At 62.0% G+C, this 16,254-nt stretch carries 13 protein-coding genes and 1 pseudogene; 7 read left to right on the forward strand and 7 right to left on the reverse strand.

Features of this window, described 5'->3' with window-relative positions; translation table 11 throughout:
- From ACILSI_RS06195 to ACILSI_RS06210, 4 genes and pseudogenes are all read right to left on the reverse strand, one after another.
- The coding region (locus tag ACILSI_RS06195) for a rhomboid family intramembrane serine protease (RefSeq protein ID WP_395721095.1) at positions 1-130 on the reverse strand (130 nt) is incomplete at its 3' end.
- Between the two features lie 32 nt (positions 131-162).
- Positions 163-486: pseudogene (locus ACILSI_RS06200) on the reverse strand (rhomboid family intramembrane serine protease); the annotation flags it as partial.
- Positions 487-625: 139 nt separating this feature from the next.
- Positions 626-1,084 carry an acyl-CoA thioesterase gene (locus ACILSI_RS06205; protein WP_395720987.1) on the reverse strand — a complete coding sequence of 153 codons (459 nt, stop codon included), beginning with the start codon at positions 1,082-1,084 and terminating at the stop codon, positions 626-628.
- A gap of 32 nt (positions 1,085-1,116) precedes the next feature.
- On the reverse strand, positions 1,117-2,289 hold the full coding sequence (locus ACILSI_RS06210) for a cysteine desulfurase family protein (protein ID WP_395720988.1): 1,173 nt from the start codon (positions 2,287-2,289) through the stop codon (positions 1,117-1,119).
- 88 nt (positions 2,290-2,377) lie between these two features.
- Between ACILSI_RS06210 and serS the strand changes: the two genes are divergently transcribed.
- Genes serS through ACILSI_RS06225 form a run of 3 tightly spaced genes read left to right on the forward strand, consistent with a single transcriptional unit; the run spans position 2,378 to position 6,287 of the window.
- The gene (serS, locus tag ACILSI_RS06215) at positions 2,378-3,649 is read left to right on the forward strand and encodes a serine--tRNA ligase (RefSeq protein ID WP_395720989.1); all 1,272 of its coding nucleotides are present in this window, start codon (positions 2,378-2,380) and stop codon (positions 3,647-3,649) included.
- Between the two features lie 6 nt (positions 3,650-3,655).
- The gene (locus ACILSI_RS06220) at positions 3,656-4,594 is read left to right on the forward strand and encodes a serine protease (RefSeq protein ID WP_395720990.1); all 939 of its coding nucleotides are present in this window, start codon (positions 3,656-3,658) and stop codon (positions 4,592-4,594) included.
- A 43-nt stretch (positions 4,595-4,637) separates the two neighbouring features.
- On the forward strand, positions 4,638-6,287 hold the full coding sequence (locus ACILSI_RS06225; protein ID WP_395720991.1) for a prolyl oligopeptidase family serine peptidase: 1,650 nt from the start codon (positions 4,638-4,640) through the stop codon (positions 6,285-6,287).
- Positions 6,288-6,400: 113 nt separating this feature from the next.
- Here ACILSI_RS06225 and ACILSI_RS06230 read toward each other — a convergent pair whose 3' ends face one another.
- The gene (locus tag ACILSI_RS06230) at positions 6,401-7,303 is read right to left on the reverse strand and encodes an autotransporter outer membrane beta-barrel domain-containing protein (RefSeq protein ID WP_395720992.1); all 903 of its coding nucleotides are present in this window, start codon (positions 7,301-7,303) and stop codon (positions 6,401-6,403) included.
- 144 nt (positions 7,304-7,447) lie between these two features.
- Entirely contained in the window at positions 7,448-9,478 is a 2,031-nt protein-coding gene (locus tag ACILSI_RS06235; RefSeq protein WP_395720993.1) for an ice-binding family protein, read from the reverse strand.
- Positions 9,479-9,775: 297 nt separating this feature from the next.
- Here ACILSI_RS06235 and ACILSI_RS06240 point away from each other — a divergent pair, with 297 nt between their 5' ends.
- Positions 9,776-11,377, forward strand: coding sequence for an NAD(P)/FAD-dependent oxidoreductase (locus tag ACILSI_RS06240; protein ID WP_395720994.1), 1,602 nt, complete (start codon positions 9,776-9,778; stop codon positions 11,375-11,377).
- Here ACILSI_RS06240 and ACILSI_RS06245 read toward each other — a convergent pair.
- Positions 11,363-11,845, reverse strand: a complete 483-nt coding sequence (locus ACILSI_RS06245; protein ID WP_395720995.1) for a low molecular weight protein-tyrosine-phosphatase — start codon at positions 11,843-11,845, stop codon at positions 11,363-11,365. The two genes, ACILSI_RS06240 and ACILSI_RS06245, sit on opposite strands and share 15 nt — an antisense overlap.
- Before the next feature lie 173 nt (positions 11,846-12,018).
- On the opposite strand from ACILSI_RS06245, the gene ACILSI_RS06250 reads away from it, so the two are divergent.
- The 3 genes from ACILSI_RS06250 to obgE all read left to right on the forward strand — a co-directional run bounded on the left by ACILSI_RS06250 (position 12,019) and on the right by obgE (position 16,105).
- Positions 12,019-13,140, forward strand: a complete 1,122-nt coding sequence (locus ACILSI_RS06250; RefSeq protein WP_395720996.1) for a citrate synthase — start codon at positions 12,019-12,021, stop codon at positions 13,138-13,140.
- 76 nt (positions 13,141-13,216) lie between these two features.
- On the forward strand, positions 13,217-15,022 hold the full coding sequence (locus tag ACILSI_RS06255; protein ID WP_395720997.1) for a hypothetical protein: 1,806 nt from the start codon (positions 13,217-13,219) through the stop codon (positions 15,020-15,022).
- A gap of 45 nt (positions 15,023-15,067) precedes the next feature.
- The gene (obgE, locus tag ACILSI_RS06260) at positions 15,068-16,105 is read left to right on the forward strand and encodes a GTPase ObgE (RefSeq protein WP_395720998.1); all 1,038 of its coding nucleotides are present in this window, start codon (positions 15,068-15,070) and stop codon (positions 16,103-16,105) included.
- Positions 16,106-16,254 lie beyond the last annotated feature (149 nt).

Genomic DNA, 16,254 nt, shown 5'->3' on the forward strand with positions numbered 1-16,254 from the left:
ACAGCAGTCCGATCCCCACACCGCCGAGGAGGCCGCCGATGTGCGCCCAGTAGGCGATGTGATCCCCGCCTGAAACGACGCCCCAGACATCGAAAGCGAACCAGAACAGGATGATGACCCAGGCAGGCATGAAAACGAACCGCCGCGCACGAGGAATAGCCAGAACACATTCACGCGGTTGAGTGGATACATCGCCAGCACGATGCCGACGATGCCGTTCATCGCGCCGCTGGCGCCGATGGCCGGCGAGCCGTCAGCCAGCACATGAACGGCAGCCGCGATGAGCGTGCAGGCAAGGAAGACGGGGAGGTAGAGCCAGTTGCTGGTGTTGGTGCAGATCGCGTTGCCGAAAACCCATAGGAAAATCATGTTCCCGATCAGGTGATCGAGGCCGGCGTGCAGCAGCACATGGCCGACCAGTCCGGGGAAGGACCATCCATTCAGCACCAGCGTCTCGAGGGTTTCCTCGGGCAGGATTCCCCACATGGCCGCGAGCGAGACGAGGCAGCACGAAGCCGCGAGTAGCCAGTTGGCCCAGGGCTGCTCCTGGGTGAGCGTTTCTATCTCCTAAGGGATGAAAAGAAGCATGACGGTGGCTTGGATCGGATGGCGGAGAGTGCCTGCATTACTTTCTCTCCGGCCTCCGCAGCAGTTCATGCGGCGCCGCCTCGATCTTGTCGCGGAAGCGCTGGGGAATCTCGATGGCCTTCATTTTGCCGGTGGCGGGGTCTTTGCGGACGCAGGCGGCGGTGATGCGGCCTTCGGCGGCGAGTTCGCCGTCGCTTTTCCAAAAGCGGATGATGTGGCGGATGACCTTGCTGCGGACTTCCTCAATGAGCAGCTCGCACTCAAACTCTTCTTCGAAGCGCAGCGGGGCCATGTAGTCGCACGCGGCATGCACACGCGGCCAACCGACGCGTTCCGCGCCCTCAACCGGCGGATCGACGATGGAGAAGCCGAGGCTGCGGAAGAAGGCGTGCTCCACGCGCTCCATGTAGCGGAAGAAATTCGAGAAATGGACGATGCCGGCCATGTCGGTGTCAGAAAACTGGACGCGTTCGATGCAGGTGAAGCGGTGGGCCATGGGGAAAGCAGTAAGAGGTGAGAAGTGAGAGGTTAGACGGCGGAGGTGACGAGGCAGGAATCGCCCTGCATCGCACGCATCTTTTGCGCGGCCTGGATGACGGTGTGGGCGGCGGTTTCGGCCTCGGGCTTGGTGTTGAAGCGGTGGAAGGAGACGCGCAGGGTGCAGGCGGCATCGCGGGCGCTGACGCCCATGGCTTCGAGGACATGGGAGGGATGCAAAGCGGCGGTGTGGCAGGCGGAACCGGCGGAGCAGGCGATGCCGGCTTTGTCGAGCAGGATGAGCATGCCTGCGGCGTCGATCTCTGGCAGGCAAATGGAACTGGTCGTGTGTAGGCGATGCTCCCGGCAACCATGAACACGCATGCCGGGTTCGGCGGCGTGGACGAGGTGCTCAAAACGGTCGCGGAGGGCGTGGAGGCGGGCCTTGGTGCCGTCATCTAGGTGCTGCCTTGCGAGTTCCGCCGCCGTTCCGAGGCCGACGATGCCGGGAACGTTTTCGGTGCCGCTGCGGCGTTCTCTTTCCTGCCCGCCGCCGACAAGGAGCGGCTCAAACCGCGCCCGGCGGCTGATGTAAAGCGCCCCGACGCCCTTCGGCGCGTGAAACTTGTGCCCGCTGAGGCTGAGAAAATCGACCGGCACCGCATGGACAGAGAGGTGGATTTTCCCGACGGCCTGAACCGCGTCGGAATGCACCAAGGCACCGGCTGCATGGGCGATCTCGACAATCTCGCGCATGGGTGCGATGACTCCGGTCTCGTTGTTCGCCCACATGATGGAGACGAGCGCGATTTTGCCGGGTTGAACGAGCTGGCGCAAGGCATCGAGATCGACGCGACCGTTTGGATGCACCGGCGCACAAAGGACATTGCCGCCTTGATCTTTCCAGCGCTTCGCGGATTCGACCACGGCGGGATGCTCGGTGCCGGTGATCACCAGATCGGGCTTCTCCGGCCAAAGGGAACGCACCGAGGCATGCACGGCGTTGATCGACTCCGTGCCGCCGCTGGTGAAGACGATCTCGCCTGCATCGGCCCCGATCAGCGCCGCAACTTGCTCCCTGGCCCGATGCACCGCGCTTCTGGCGGTGCGGCCGCCGGAGTAGCCTGCGGACGGATTGGCAAAGTAATCCCGAAGGAACGGCAGCATCGTCTCCAGCACTGCTGGATCGATCTGCGTGGTTGCACTGGAGTCCAGATAGATCACAGGGGGATGTTCGGACCGACTGCCTTGCTGTCAACCATGCCTTCCCGCACTCGACAAGCCGCGCACTCCCGCTAACCTCCCCGCCCTTATGCTCGACATCCGCCTCATTCGTGACAACCCAGACCAAGTCAAACAGCGCCTCGCCGGACGCAGCGGCGATTTTGCGTCTCTGGTCGATGAAGTGCTGGCGATTGATGCCCAGCGACGCGCGGCGGAGACGGAGCGGCAGAAATTGCAGAGCGATCGCAACCGCATCAGCAAGGAGATTGGCATCGCCAAAAAGAACGGCCAGGACACCAGCGCCATCGAGGCGGAAGTGCGCGGCATCGGCAGCCGCATTGATGAAATCGGGCGTGAGGCCGATGTGGCAGACGCGCGCCAGCGTGAGCTGCTGCTGAGCATTCCGAACCTGCCGCATGAAGGTTGTCCGGTGGGCAGCACGGCGGAGGAGAATCCCGAAGTGCGCGTGTGGAGCGCGAAGCCAGAGTTTGCGTTTCAGCCGAAGGATCACACGGTGCTCGGAGCCGCGCTGGGCATGCTGGATTTTGAAGCCGGTGTGAAGATCACCGGCAGCGCGTTTGTGGTGTATCGCGGCGCGGGTGCTCGTTTGGAACGCGCTTTGATCAGCTTCCTGCTCGATCTGCACACCACGCAGCATGGTTATGAGGAAATCAGCCCGCCGCTGTTGGTGAAGCCGGAGTGTCTGGAGGGCACCGGGCAGCTTCCGAAATTCGGCGATCAGGTGTATCACAGCCCGGAGGACAATCTTTACCTCATCCCGACCGCCGAAGTGCCGGTGACGAATTTGCATCGCGATGAGATCGTGCCGCTGGAGAAGCTGCCGATCAATTACGCGGCTTATACGCCCTGTTTCCGTCGTGAGGCCGGCAGCGCTGGCCTTGGCACACGCGGTTTGATCCGCATGCATCAGTTCGACAAGGTGGAGCTCGTGAAAATCACCACGCCGGAGACGAGCATGGCCGAACTGGAGAGCCTGACGGCGAATGCCGAGAAGGTGCTGCAACTGCTCGGCCTGCATTATCGCGTGATCGAGCTTTGCACCGGCGACATTGGCTTTGGCTCGGCCAAAACCTACGACATCGAAGTCTGGGCACCGGGGCAGGGGACGTATCTCGAAGTGTCGAGTTGCTCGAACTTCGGCGACTACCAGGCCCGCCGCATGAACCTGCGCTACAAGGATGAAAACGGCAAAAATCGCATCCCGCACACGCTGAACGGCTCCGGCACGGCGCTGGCGCGTTTGTTTGTGGCGCTGGTCGAAACGTATCAGCAGGTAGACGGAACGATTGTGATTCCTGAGGCGCTGCGTGGTCACTTTGGCTCCGAGAAGATCGGCTGATTCGTCATGAAAAGAGTCTGCATCCTTCTTTTCACGCTGGCTGCGGCCAACGTCGTGATGGCGCAGGCTCCTGGCGTGCCGATTTATACTGAAGGCCGTGGTTCGCGTCCGAACGCGGCCTTGCTGGAGCAGGCGAAGAAGTTGCAGGGCGAATCCGCGCTGCTCTCGATGACGACAGCAGGGGAGCAGTCGAAACGGACGCATTGTGAGCTTGTTTTGCCACCAGCGGATACACAGCCGCTCGCGCCGCGTGAGCGCTGGCAGCGGGCGAGGATGTCTCACATCCGCGTGGGCGCATATTTCCTCTGCTCGAAGTGTGATCGCTGGCATCTCGATCTGGCGGGCGGTTATGCGATCACGGGCGATGGCGCGGTGGCGACCTGCGCGCATGTCATCGCGCCGCCGGCGAATTTTAAAGAAGGCTGGCTCGTGGCGGCCACGGAGGACGATGTGCTGCTGCCTGTCACCGAAGTGCTCGCCTGCAACAACGGCACCGACTCCGCCATCATTCGAGTGAAGTCAGACAAGCCGCTGACACCGCTGCCGCTGGGTTTGGATGTGTTTCCGGGCGATTCCGTGTGGTGCTTCAGCGACCCGAGCGGGAAGCGCGGTTATTTCAGCGAGGGAATCGTGAGCCGTTTTGTGAAGCGGCCGTTCATGCGCAAAAAAGAGGCGGAGAAACTTCCTGAAGGTACGGCTGCACCCACTCCCGTGTGGTTGGAGACCACGACGGACTGGGCACCGGGATCGAGCGGCTCAGCGTTGATAGACCAGTTCGGCAACGGTGTCGGTCATGTGTCCGAAATTCAGTCTGTGGTCGAGCAAGCCTTGCCAGCGCGTCGAAAAAACGGAGCTGAGACGGTCGCGCCGCAGCTTGGTACGCAGATCATCTTTCATCAGGCCATCGCGGCGGCGGAGGTGCGGGCGTTGGTGCGGAAACCTTGAGCGGCGTGCGCAACTTTCACGGCCTGCGTGCATTCACTCGGCCATGAAATTCATCGCTGCATGTTTGTGTTTTGCCACCTGGTCTTTTGCCCAAACTGCGGGCGTGAAATCGCATCGCGACCTGGTTTATGTCGAAGGCGGGCACGAGCGGCATAAGCTCGACCTGTATCTGCCCGAGAAAGCGGACGGCCCGCTGCCGCTGATCATCTGGGTGCATGGCGGTGGCTGGCAGAACGGCAGCAAGGACGGCTGTCCGCCACTGCGTGGCGGTTACATCGAGCGCGGCTATGCGGTGGCGAGCATCAACTATCGTTTGAGCGGCCATGCGGTGTTTCCGGCGCAGATCGAGGACTGCAAGGCTGCGATCCGCTGGCTGCGGGGGCATGCGAAGGAGTATAACCTTGATGCGAAACACTTCGGCGTGTGGGGAAGCTCTGCAGGCGGGCATCTCGTGGCACTGCTCGGCACGAGCGGGGATGTGAAGGAGTTCGATGTGGGCGCGAACCTGGATCAATCCAGCCGCGTGCAGGCGGTGTGCGACTACTACGGGCCGACGGACTTCGCCGTGTTCGTTACCACGCCGGGTTATGAGCGTCATGCCACGGTGGACGCGCCCGAGGCGAAGCTGATTGGTGGCGCGGTGCTGGAAAACAAGGCCAAAGCCGCGCGCGTGAACCCGATCACCTACGTCAGCAAGGATGATCCGCCTTTTCTCATCGTGCATGGCGACAAAGACCCCACCGTGCCGATCAATCAAAGCCAGCTTTTGTTTGAAGCGCTCAAGCAGACCGGTGTGAGCGCTCATTTTCACACGATCCACGGCGCAGGCCACGGCAGGCCGGGTTTCGCGGGTCAGGACATTGGCGGGATGGTTGCCACGTTCTTTGATGAGAGGCTGAAAAACGGCGTTATGGAGATCGAGGCGCGTGTTTCTGAAAGCACTGCCGAATCTGGAGTCAGAGGTCGCGATGTGCGTCCACCTGTTCGTGAAAGCACTTTGAGCAAGGCCGGCTTCCAACTTGATGGCGAGCGCTGGACCTATCGCGATGGCGGTTTCAGCATGGAAGGCATCTTGCTGAAGCCGGAGGGCAAAGGGCCTTTTCCGGCGGTGTTGATCAGTCACGGACTCGGCGGCAACGCGCAGAGCTTTGGGATGATGAAGGCGCGTGAGATGGTGCAATGGGGGCTGGTGTGCATCGCGCCAAATTACACGCACACCGGCCAGGGCGGGGATCGCGCGCAGTTTGGCGCGAGCGCTGAAAACATCCGCCGTGCGAGCACCTGTCTCGATCTTTTGCGCACGCTGCCCGAGGTCGATTCCACACGCCTCGCTGCCTACGGCCACAGCATGGGCGGTTTTGTGACCATCGGCCTCGCTTCGGCGAAAGTGGACGCGGTGAAGGCCGCTGCGATCACCGGCAGCGGCATTTCGCCGCAAGATGGCTATGCAGCGCCCTCGGCCCAGGCGGCGGAGAAAATCCGCGCGCCCTTTCTCATGCTGCATGGAGCGAACGACAACGTCGTCCGACCGGAGCAGTCCGCCGCGCTCAAACAGGTGCTGGATGCAAACCAAGTGCCCAACGACCGCCTCATCGCCGACGGACAAGGACATCCCATCGACCAGACGATGCGTGATGAGGTCTTCAAACTCATCCGAGAGTGGTTCACGAATCAGGGCGTGTTGAAGCCTTGAGCGTCCGATGAGCGGGGCTGCTGCCTGGCCCAATTTGAGCCGTAAAAAAAATCTGCTGGCCTCCAAAGAGGCCAGCAGAAGTCACGAACAATCACGTCCTCGCCAGAGGCAGGCTAGAAGTTGATGTTCATGCCCAGGGTCACATTGTGTGAATTGTAGTTCGTGCGTGCGAGCTGGCCGCCATAGAAGAGGTAGGCACCCACGGTGGGCGTGATCTGGAGGTGCAGACCGGCGCTGACCCGCAGGCTGTCGCGGCCGATCTCAGGACCGTTGACGCCGAAGACCGGGCCTGGGCCTGCGGCAAAGCTGGAGTCGATGGACTGGGTACTGTCGCGGAACTCGTGCTGCCAGGAAACGCGCGCCTGCGGGGTGAGCCTCATGCGGCCCACCGGCATCGAGTAGCTGACCCTGACGCCGAGGTTGGAGCGCAGGGATTCCTGGTGTTGATCAGGGAAGCTCAGGGGCGTCAGAGATCCCGTTTCCGTGAAGCTGTTAAAGTTCACCCGTGTGTAAGCGAGGGAGGAAAAGATCCCCAGGGTGAGGTCGTCGATGTGGTGGTCGTAGCCACCGTTGATCAGGGCAGTGAAATCCACGCCATCGGTGCTGCCGCTGGCGCGGCCCAGCAGGGAGGCGCGCTCGGTTTCATAGGAGTTGTAGGCTAGGCCGGTCTGTCCTTCGACATAAAAGCCGCCGCCAAACAAGGTGGCGTACACCGTGCTGCGGAAGCTGTCGGCTTCAATGCTGCCACCATTGACGAGGCTGGCGTCCGACCGGGTGTAACCACCTGTGGCACCAAAGGCGAAGTAGTCGTTCAGCAGGTAGTCCGCGCCCATCATGGTGCCGACGGTGTTGAAATCATAACCGCTCGCATTGCTGGTGGTGCTGACATTGGCGGCGCCGCCCAGGCCTTCCATGAAGAAGTTCCAGCGGCGCTCATAGGACTCGGTGACAGAGGATGTGTTTGTCACGCCCTTGCCACTGGCGTTCGCCGAGTTTGAGATGGTGTCTCTCGACATGCTGTCTCTGTTCAGCCGGACTCCGTCACGCACTTGCTGCAGATGCTGCTGGATGCTCGAGGCCTGGATTTCAGCCGCGTGAAAACCGATCTGGAAAATCGCGGTCAATTCATCCGGCGCGATCAGGTCATAGAGGCCCGGCAGTTAGGAGATGGGCTGGCCGTTGAGGTAGGTGATGGCGGCATTCCCTGGGTTCAGAAACTGGAGGCCATTCAAGCCGCCGCCGGTGGCGATTTGGTTCGGCGTCAGGCCTGGCACCGAATTGAACGGGGCCTGGACCCAGGTGATGTAGGCGTTGTTGGCATCGTAGGTCACCGTCGGGTAAAGTAGCGTGTCGCCCTGGTGGTAGAGGAAGTTCTGGTTGAACTGCGCATTGTAGAACCTGGAGAAGGGCGCGTTCGAGGCGAACTGGCCGGTCAATCCACCCGTGGTCTGGATGATCGTCTGCCTGTCGCCGGCCGGATTGCCAGCCGATGCGCCGCTGGGCACATACAGGCCGCTGTCATCATAAACGAAGACCGTGCCGCCCGTCAGCGCGGCGGTCCCCGTCACATTGAACTGTGTGTAGGTGCCTGGAGCGGTGCCCTGCAAATGCATGCGGATCTGGCCGCCGCTCTGCGTATAACCGCCAGTGTTGATCTGGAGAATCTGGGCACCTAGCGTGTCCACATTGCCCTGCTGAATATTCAGCGTGCCTGTGCCAAAAGCGGTCGAGGTGTTGCCCACAGGATTGCCCACTAGAACAGTGCCGGGCGTGTTGATCGTGGTTCCGCCAGTGAAGGTGTTCGTCGCGAGCAGCAGTGTGGTGCCCGGGCTGGTGATCAGCATGCTGCCTGCTCCGCTGATCACACTTGCCGCCGCCTGGGTGTTGTTTCCTGGGGCGATCCAGCGGACCTGGCCGTTGTTGACCACCGCATTGCTCCATACACCGCCATTCACCAGATTGAGGAGCAGATTGGCGCCTGGGGCCACGGTGACCAGCGAGCTTGCCAAAATGGAACCCGTGAGGCCGTTGCCCACTTGAAGGCTGCCTGCATTGATGTTCGTGGGGCCGGTGTAAACATTCGCACCCGTCAGAGTGAGCTGGGTCAGCCCGGCTTTCGTCAGACCGATGGTGCCGCCGACCACGCCGCTGATCACCATCCCTGCCGTGTTGTTCACGGTGATGGTCTGGGAAGTGCCCGCCAGGACGAGGTTGCTCCCGATCGTGAACAATCCCGCGCCATTGTTGACCCGGATGCCCGTCGCCAGTCCCGCGCCGGAAATCGTCAGCGTGTTCGGCCCGGAAATGCTCACCGCCGCGCTGTCATTGATCGTCAGGCTGTCGATGGTCTGGTTCTGGTCCAGCAGGGTGTTCTGATTGGCCGGTGCCACACCCGTCACGGAGAAAATCACATTCGCCCCGAGCGCCGGGATGTTCTGGTTCACCGCGCCGGTGATGTCTGGTGACCAGTTCATGGCGGACCAAAGATTGTTGATGCCGCCTTTCCAATAAGTGCCGTTGATGCCCGCAGGCGCGCCAGCCAGGCCGCCATTGTTGACGTTGTTGGTGTCCAGGGTCACGGCACCATTGATTGCCAGCGCCCTGCCATTTGACAGGCCGGCCCCGGTGGTCATCGTGATGCTGGTTAGGGCCATTATGTTGCCACCAAAGGCCGTGCCGATCCCTAGCGTGGCCGAACTGCCCACCTGCCAGAAGACGTTGGGCAGTTGCAGGCCCCCGACGACCGTGAGCGCCGAGAAATCCGCCGTCGTCAGCGTGGTGCCGATCTGGAAATGAAAGGCTGCGTTTGGATCGCCCAGCGGGTCCAGAAACAGATTGCCCGTCAGTTGGGCCGAAGTGTCGAATTTATACACCCCCGGCGTCAGTGTCATTCCGCCAAGATCCTGGCCCGAGAGGATGGTGTTTGCTGCCTCCCCCGCGACGAAATTGTAGGCGGTGATCGTGTCATTGTGCGCCGTGCCTGCCAGGGAGGCAGCCCCTGTGTAGATGGTACCTGTCACGCTCCCCGGCGGGAAGCCCGTGATCGCCAGCCCCGGGCTCACGCCCAGATCACCAATGAGGATGGTCGCCCCTGTGTTGGTCACCGTGGAGCCCCCCAGCACGGAAAACGTCTGTGCCCCCCCCAGGTTCTGTGCCTGCGCCGGTGCTTCCAGCAGCATGCTCGCTGCCATGAGGCCTAGACTGCAACAGGTTGCTCGCCATAACGAATGACGTGTTTTAGGAGGATGTACTGCGATGCGTTGGTCGGGAGTTGTCATGTTGGTGGGTTGGTTTTGAGTCTGCATTGCGCCTGACCCGCCAACCCTCGCGCCTTGCGCCCTCCGCCAGCAATGGGGTGAAACCCTGTGGGGTAAAACCCTGCCTCCACTTCCAGGCACAGCCCCTGCAAACGCCACCGCAGAACACGAAGTAGCTCAAGCGTCCCGCTTGCATTTGCCTGTTCTGCAAGCGAGACGCTTGCACCACCCATGCTGCAGCTCTCCCAGGTTCTTCTCCCCGTCGATCATCGCGAAGACGATCTGCACTCCGCCGTGCTGAAAATGCTCGACGTGCGTGATGACGAGGTGATTCGCATTCAGGTCAAACAACGCGCCATTGATGCGCGGCGCGGGCATGTGGAGTTCAGTTTCACGCTGCTGGTCGAGGTGAAGGACGAGGCGCAGATGCTGAAGCGCATTGGCAAACATCCGCGCATCGGCCCGGCTCCTGATGAGACGTATCACGAGATCGCGCAGAACGTGGCGCGTTCAGATTCATCCCGGCCCGTCATCGTCGGCACGGGGCCGTGTGGGCTATTCTGCGGCCTGCTGCTGGCTCGTGCGGGCCTCAAGCCGCTACTTCTGGAGCGTGGCAAGGCTGCCGGGGATCGCGCGCGTGATGTCACCGGCTTTTGGCGACGCGGCTGGGATTTCAACGCCGAATCCAACGTGCAGTTCGGCGAAGGTGGCGCGGGAACCTTCTCCGATGGCAAGCTCTACACGCAGATTCGTGATCGTGAGCATCGCATCCCGTGGCTGCTGCGCGAAATGGTGGCCGCAGGCGCTCCCGAGGACATTTTGATCAAAAGCAGGCCGCACATCGGCACGGATCGTCTCATCAAAGTGGTGCGGCATGTGCGCGAGGAAATCATCGCGCTCGGCGGCGAGGTTCGTTTCGGCGCACGCGTGGCGGATGTGGTGATCGAAGACGGCGTGATGCGGGCGGTGACGCTGGCAGATGGCACAACCATCGAAGGCTCGCGTTTCGTCTTCGGCATCGGCCACAGCTCGCGGGACACGTTTCACATGCTGCACCGTCATGGCGTGCCGTTTGAGGCGAAGCCGTTTTCCATCGGCGTTCGCATCGAGCATCCGCAGAAGCTGATCGACAAGTCGCTCTACGGCAAATGGGCCGGGGATGCGCGTCTTGGCTCCGCGCCCTACAAATTCGTGGCGCACTGCGGCACGGGCCGCGCGGCCTACAGTTTTTGCATGTGTCCCGGCGGACTCGTCGTCGCGGCCACTTCAGAGCCGGGCATGGTGGTGACGAACGGCATGAGCAGCTATGCGCGGGAGGAAGCGAACGCGAACAGCGGCTTCATGGTCGATGTGCGGCCTGAGGACATGCCTGCGGGTGATGTGTTGAGCGGCATCGAGTTTCAGCGCAATCTTGAGCGCCGCGCCTTTGAACTCGGCGGCGGCAATTATCACGCCCCAGCGCAGCTCTTGGGCGACTTTTTGGAAGGGCGCGCCTCCACCGGCCCTGGCAAAGTTTTGCCATCTTACGAGCCGGGCGTCGTGTGGACTGATCTGCGCGAATGCCTGCCCGAATACACGATTGAAACAATTCAGGAAGCGATTCCGCGCATCAACAAGAGCCTGCCGGGCTTCGCGCTCGATGACGCGGTGCTCACCGGCGTCGAAACGCGCAGTTCTTCACCCACACGCATCCCGCGTGATGTGCAGACGCTCGAATGTGTCAGCGTGAAGCATTTTTATCCTGCCGGTGAAGGCGCGGGCTATGCGGGCGGCATCATTTCCGCCGCAGCGGACGGCATGCGCGTGGCCGAGGCGATTTTACGCGAGGGTTGAGCGGATGTGGCGCAAAACGCCACGGCAGCCGTCTTCGAGGAGATCGAGCACGAGTTCAAAACCCTGCTCGCCACCGTAGTAAGGGTCCGGCACTTCGGTTTCCGCATGATCTGTGCAGAACTCGCAGAACAGGCGGATTTTGTCACTGAATCGCGATTCGCGGTCATAGGACCGGATGTCGCGCAGGTTTTGCTGGTCCATGACGAGCACGAGATCGTACTCACGCAGATGGTCCTCGCTCACCTGCCGGGCACGGCTGCTGAGGTCGTAACTCCGATTTTGTGCTGCAGTGCGCATGCGTTGGTCCGGCAGCTTGCCCGCGTGCCAGCCAGCGGTGCCGGCGGAGCGGATGGCGACGCGGTCTGCCAGTCCTTCCGCCGCGACCAGGGCGCGCATGACACCCTCCGCCGCCGGAGAGCGGCAGATGTTGCCCAGGCAGACGAAGAGGAGACGAAAAGGCTCGGCCATGCTGCGGAGCTAGGCCAGCGACGAACTTTTCACAAGACTAAAAGCCTCCTGTTTGCAGGGGATGCCGGACATCCCCGATCACAGAATTCTTTTTTTGTGAATGACTCTTTGGTTGAGCCGTAGTTTGAGCACGCTATCTGCTCAGTAACACCCAAACCCACGCCCCCACCGCCATGTCTGTTGTATCCAAAGGTCTCGAAGGAATCGTTGCTGCTGAAACCCGTCTTGGCGAGGTCAAGGGAGCGGAGGGCGTGTTGTTCTATTGCGGCTACGACATCAACGAGCTCGTCAAGGTCAGCTACGAGGAGGTCGTGCATCTGCTTTACTACAACAAGCTGCCGAACCGGACCGAGCTGGACAAACTGACGACCGCGCTGCGCGCCGAGCGTGAACTGCCCCAGGGCGTGATCGACTTCCTCAAGCACGCGCCCAAAACCGCCCGTCCGATCGACGTCATGCGAACGGCGGTCTCGATGCTGGGCTGTTACGATTTGAAGCGTCACGACATCGACGTGAGCGAAAACCTCGCCACCGCCATCCGCCTGACCTCGCAGATCGGCGTCATCGCCGCCTACTTCCATCGCTCCCGCCAGGGTCTCGAACTCCCGCCCGTGCGCAAGGATCTGAGCGAAGCCGCCCACTTCCTTTATCTGATGAATGGCGAGGTGCCGACCAAGGAGGCCGAGAAGACCCTCGACATCGCCTACATCCTGCACGCCGAGCACGGCTTCAATGCCAGCACCTTCACAGCCCGTGTCGTCGCCTCGACGCTGAGCGACATGTACTCCGCCATCAGCGCCGCCATTGGCGCGCTCAAAGGCCCGCTGCATGGCGGTGCGAACGAAGGCGTGATCCACATGCTCGAAGAGATTGGCAGCCCTGACAAAGTGGATGCCTGGCTTGAGGACGCCCTGGCGCAGAAGAAGAAGATCATGGGCATCGGCCACCGTGTTTACAAGGTGCTCGACCCACGCGCCCCGCATCTCCGCGAGATGGCGATCCAGCTCACCTCCCAGCTCGGCGAGTCGAAGTGGATCCAGATGTCCGAGCGCATCGCCGAAGTCATGCGCGAGCGCAAAGGCCTCAACGCGAACGTCGATTTCTACAGCGCCACCGTCTATTACAGCCTCGGCATTCCGACCGATTTGTTCACGCCGATCTTCGCCATCGCCCGCATGAGCGGCTGGACCGCCCATGTGCTGGAGCAGTGGAGCGAAAACCGCCTGTTCCGTCCGCTGAGCGCCTATGTGGGCAAGCCCTACGGCCAGAAGGTGGTGCCGATCGACGAGCGTTGATTTTTCCCGCCCGATCAAGAATTTGCGGCTGCCAGTGTGGCAAATCATGCGGCTCATCCGTATCCTGGAGGCTTTCATGCGTTTCCTTACAACCATTGGAGCTATCGCTGTGATGCTTGGCACGCAGGCGATGGCGCAGCCCGGCACACGCCTTGTGTGGCAGCCGGTTCAGGAGTATTTCATCCATCGCGATGAGATGCAGCAGGTGAAGGCTGGCACGAAGCGGCTGAACTCGTTCACCGCCTACACTCATCTTGGCAGCGATTTCGGTTTCCACGGTCCGGCGGAGCACGAACTGGACTGGCTCACCGACGAAATCGTCGCACATCTCGGTCAGCAGCCGGAAGGGTGGGCGGGCATGTGGCACAGCCTGGCCGGCCAGGCGCGGAATCCGAACCGTGTGATGGATTTCACCCGTGCTTACCCCGAGCCGATCACCGCCAAACATCAGCCGCGAGTCAGCGCGGTCATGATTCAGGCTGCCGGACGCGGCAAGATCAAGCTGGAGATCAAATCCCCCACGCAGGAGATCCGCTGGTCGCAGATGATCGAGCTGAACGAGCCGCAGTACCGCATGTTCGTGCATCCCGTTGCTCCGGAGGCGGTTCGAGATGGCAAGACCCTCGTGTGGACGGCCGAACCGGGGGCTGAGGTGAAAGTCTCCGGCCTCTATCTCGGCGTCGAGATGCCGCGGATGCCATGGGATGCGTATGCGTTCCTCGCCTCGTACGCGAAGATCGCGCGCAGCTATTCCATCGAGACCGGCTTCGTGCGCGATCGTGCGCACATCGAGGAAGGCGCGTTTGAGTCCGTCTCCGCCACCGGCATGTATGTTCTCGCTTCTGCCGCCGCCGCGCAGGAGCCGCTCGGTGTGGTGACGCCCGATTATGCCCGCTGGGTGCTCACGCAGACACATGAGGCGGTGAAGAGGCTCAAAACCGCGCGCGGCCTGCTGCCGCACTTTGTGCAGCGGCGGGACAATGCGTATCACATTCATCCCAACACCGAGTATAGCACGGTGGACACCGCGATCTACGCGCAGTCGATGCTGCTCGCGGCCACGATGCTGGGCCTGCCTGCCGTGGCGGAAGACATGATCCTGCAAATGCAGCGCATCGAGTACGACCTGCTGCGCCTGCCGGACGGCCACCTCTCGCATGGTCTCGCGGACGATGGCATCTCGCTTTTGCCGCATGGCTGGCAGGACTGGGGTGGGGAAACGGCGCTGGTCATGCTCATGGAGGGCATCGCCAATTCGCAGCATCGCCCGCCACCGATGCGCACCCCCGGCAAGGCCTGGCAGGGCAGCGGCTTCATCACGGAGGTGCAGAGTCTGTTTCATCCCGACTTTGACAGCGACGAGCCCGACGCCCATGACGGAGTGCGGTGGCACAGCGTGCGCCGCACCATGCTCGGAGCGCAGCGCGCCTACATCTCCAAGCGCTGGCCGCAGTCACAGGCCGCGCGTCATGGCCTCTACGGCCTGTCCGCTGGTGAAAACCAGGCGGGCAACGGCTACTACGTCGGCGGCGTCGATCTGCCGGACCAGAAGCTCATCCATCCGCACTACATCCTCATGTCCGCCGTGCTGCATCCGCAGGCCTCGGACATTTACGGCCTGCTCGAACGCATGGAAAAGGCCGCCTACTTCCCGCCCTGGGGCATGGTGGAGAATCTCGATGTCGATGGCCGCAGCTACCTGCCGATGGAAGGCGCTCTCAACGCCGGCTTCGAGGCCCTGGGCGCCTATCACCTGCTGGCCAAACATCGGCGCATTCCCGATGCGATTTACCAGGCCAGCCGGCAAAGCCCGCCCATCCGCCGCGCCATGCAGTTGTTTTACCCGCAGGAGCCTTCCGTGGAGGAGGCAGCCGGGAGGTGAAGCAAAGCCTTGCTCCCCGGCCCATCCCCGGCTAACTCGGCGGTCATGTTTGTCGATCAGATCAAAGTTCACGCGCGCGCCGGCAAGGGCGGCGATGGCAGCGCCCACTTCCATCGGGGTAAATTTCGTCCCAAAGGCGGCCCCGACGGCGGCGATGGTGGGAATGGCGGCAGTTTGATCCTGCTCGTCGATCCCAGCACCGACAGCCTGCGCAACTACGTCTTCAACAACCGCCTCCTCGCCGAGGACGGGGCCAAGGGCGGTGCCACGCAATGCACCGGCCGCAGCGGCAAGGACGTGATCTACAAGGTGCCGCCCGGCACGCTCATCAGCCGCATCACGCAGGAATACGACAACGCCACCGACGAGCTCGTCACGCGCTACGAGCCCGTGGCCGATCTCACCGAGACCAATGCCACCTACGTCCTCTGCAAAGGCGGCAAGGGCGGGAAGGGGAACGTCCACTTCAAGACCTCCACGCATCAGGCCCCGCGTGAATTCGTCCCCGGAACCCCCGGTGAGGAAGGCGACTTCCACTTTGAACTGCGCAGCATCGCCGACGCCGGATTCGTTGGCGCTCCGAACGCGGGCAAGTCCACGCTGCTCTCCAAGCTCAGCGCCGCCAAGCCCAAGATCGCGAATTATCCTTTCACCACGCTGCAACCCATGGTCGGCGTCATCGAGTTCGGCCCCAATCGCCGTGGCACGCTCGCCGACATTCCCGGCCTCATCGAAGGCGCGCACGAAAACATCGGCCTCGGGCATGATTTCCTGCGCCACATCATGCGCTGCCGCGTCCTGCTCTTCGTCGTCGATACCGCCGGCACCGAGGGCCGCAATCCTGTCGCCGACCTCGAAGTCGTGCGCACCGAGGTCGCGCTCTACTCCAAGGAGCTCTCCAAACGCCCCTGGTGCATCATCGCCAACAAGATCGACCTGCCCGAGAGCGTCGAGCACCTCGCCGTGCTGAAAGACCGCTTCAAACGCATCAAAATCCACCCCGTCTCCGCCGAAACCGGCGAGGGTCTCGACAAGCTGCGCAAGTGGCTCGACGAGAAGATCGGGCAGGATGTGGACTGGTGATGCTTGGCTGTTGGGACCGGCTGACAGAAACCTGCGTCTTCAGCAGCACCTTCAAAAAAATCACACGCGTGCCTGCCGCTGCGGCTGATCTCTGGCCACGCGGTCCTGCTTTCAAGGCTCAATCCGGCTGCTTAGGTTCACCGCAATTC

This window comes from Prosthecobacter sp. (assembly GCF_044232965.1).
Classification (GTDB): domain Bacteria; phylum Verrucomicrobiota; class Verrucomicrobiia; order Verrucomicrobiales; family Verrucomicrobiaceae; genus Prosthecobacter.

What these genes read in the sequence shown, in the direction of transcription:
- ACILSI_RS06205 (WP_395720987.1), bottom strand. Translation starts at nt 1,084, where the DNA reads ATGGCCCACCGCTTCACCTGCATCGAACGCGTCCAGTTTTCTGACACC.
- serS (WP_395720989.1), top strand. Translation starts at nt 2,378, where the DNA reads ATGCTCGACATCCGCCTCATTCGTGACAACCCAGACCAAGTCAAACAG.
- ACILSI_RS06220 (WP_395720990.1), top strand. Translation starts at nt 3,656, where the DNA reads ATGAAAAGAGTCTGCATCCTTCTTTTCACGCTGGCTGCGGCCAACGTC.
- ACILSI_RS06225 (WP_395720991.1), top strand. Translation starts at nt 4,638, where the DNA reads ATGAAATTCATCGCTGCATGTTTGTGTTTTGCCACCTGGTCTTTTGCC.
- ACILSI_RS06230 (WP_395720992.1), bottom strand. Translation starts at nt 7,303, where the DNA reads ATGTCGAGAGACACCATCTCAAACTCGGCGAACGCCAGTGGCAAGGGC.
- ACILSI_RS06235 (WP_395720993.1), bottom strand. Translation starts at nt 9,478, where the DNA reads ATGGCAGCGAGCATGCTGCTGGAAGCACCGGCGCAGGCACAGAACCTG.
- ACILSI_RS06240 (WP_395720994.1), top strand. Translation starts at nt 9,776, where the DNA reads ATGCTGCAGCTCTCCCAGGTTCTTCTCCCCGTCGATCATCGCGAAGAC.
- ACILSI_RS06245 (WP_395720995.1), bottom strand. Translation starts at nt 11,845, where the DNA reads ATGGCCGAGCCTTTTCGTCTCCTCTTCGTCTGCCTGGGCAACATCTGC.
- ACILSI_RS06250 (WP_395720996.1), top strand. Translation starts at nt 12,019, where the DNA reads ATGTCTGTTGTATCCAAAGGTCTCGAAGGAATCGTTGCTGCTGAAACC.
- ACILSI_RS06255 (WP_395720997.1), top strand. Translation starts at nt 13,217, where the DNA reads ATGCGTTTCCTTACAACCATTGGAGCTATCGCTGTGATGCTTGGCACG.
- obgE (WP_395720998.1), top strand. Translation starts at nt 15,068, where the DNA reads ATGTTTGTCGATCAGATCAAAGTTCACGCGCGCGCCGGCAAGGGCGGC.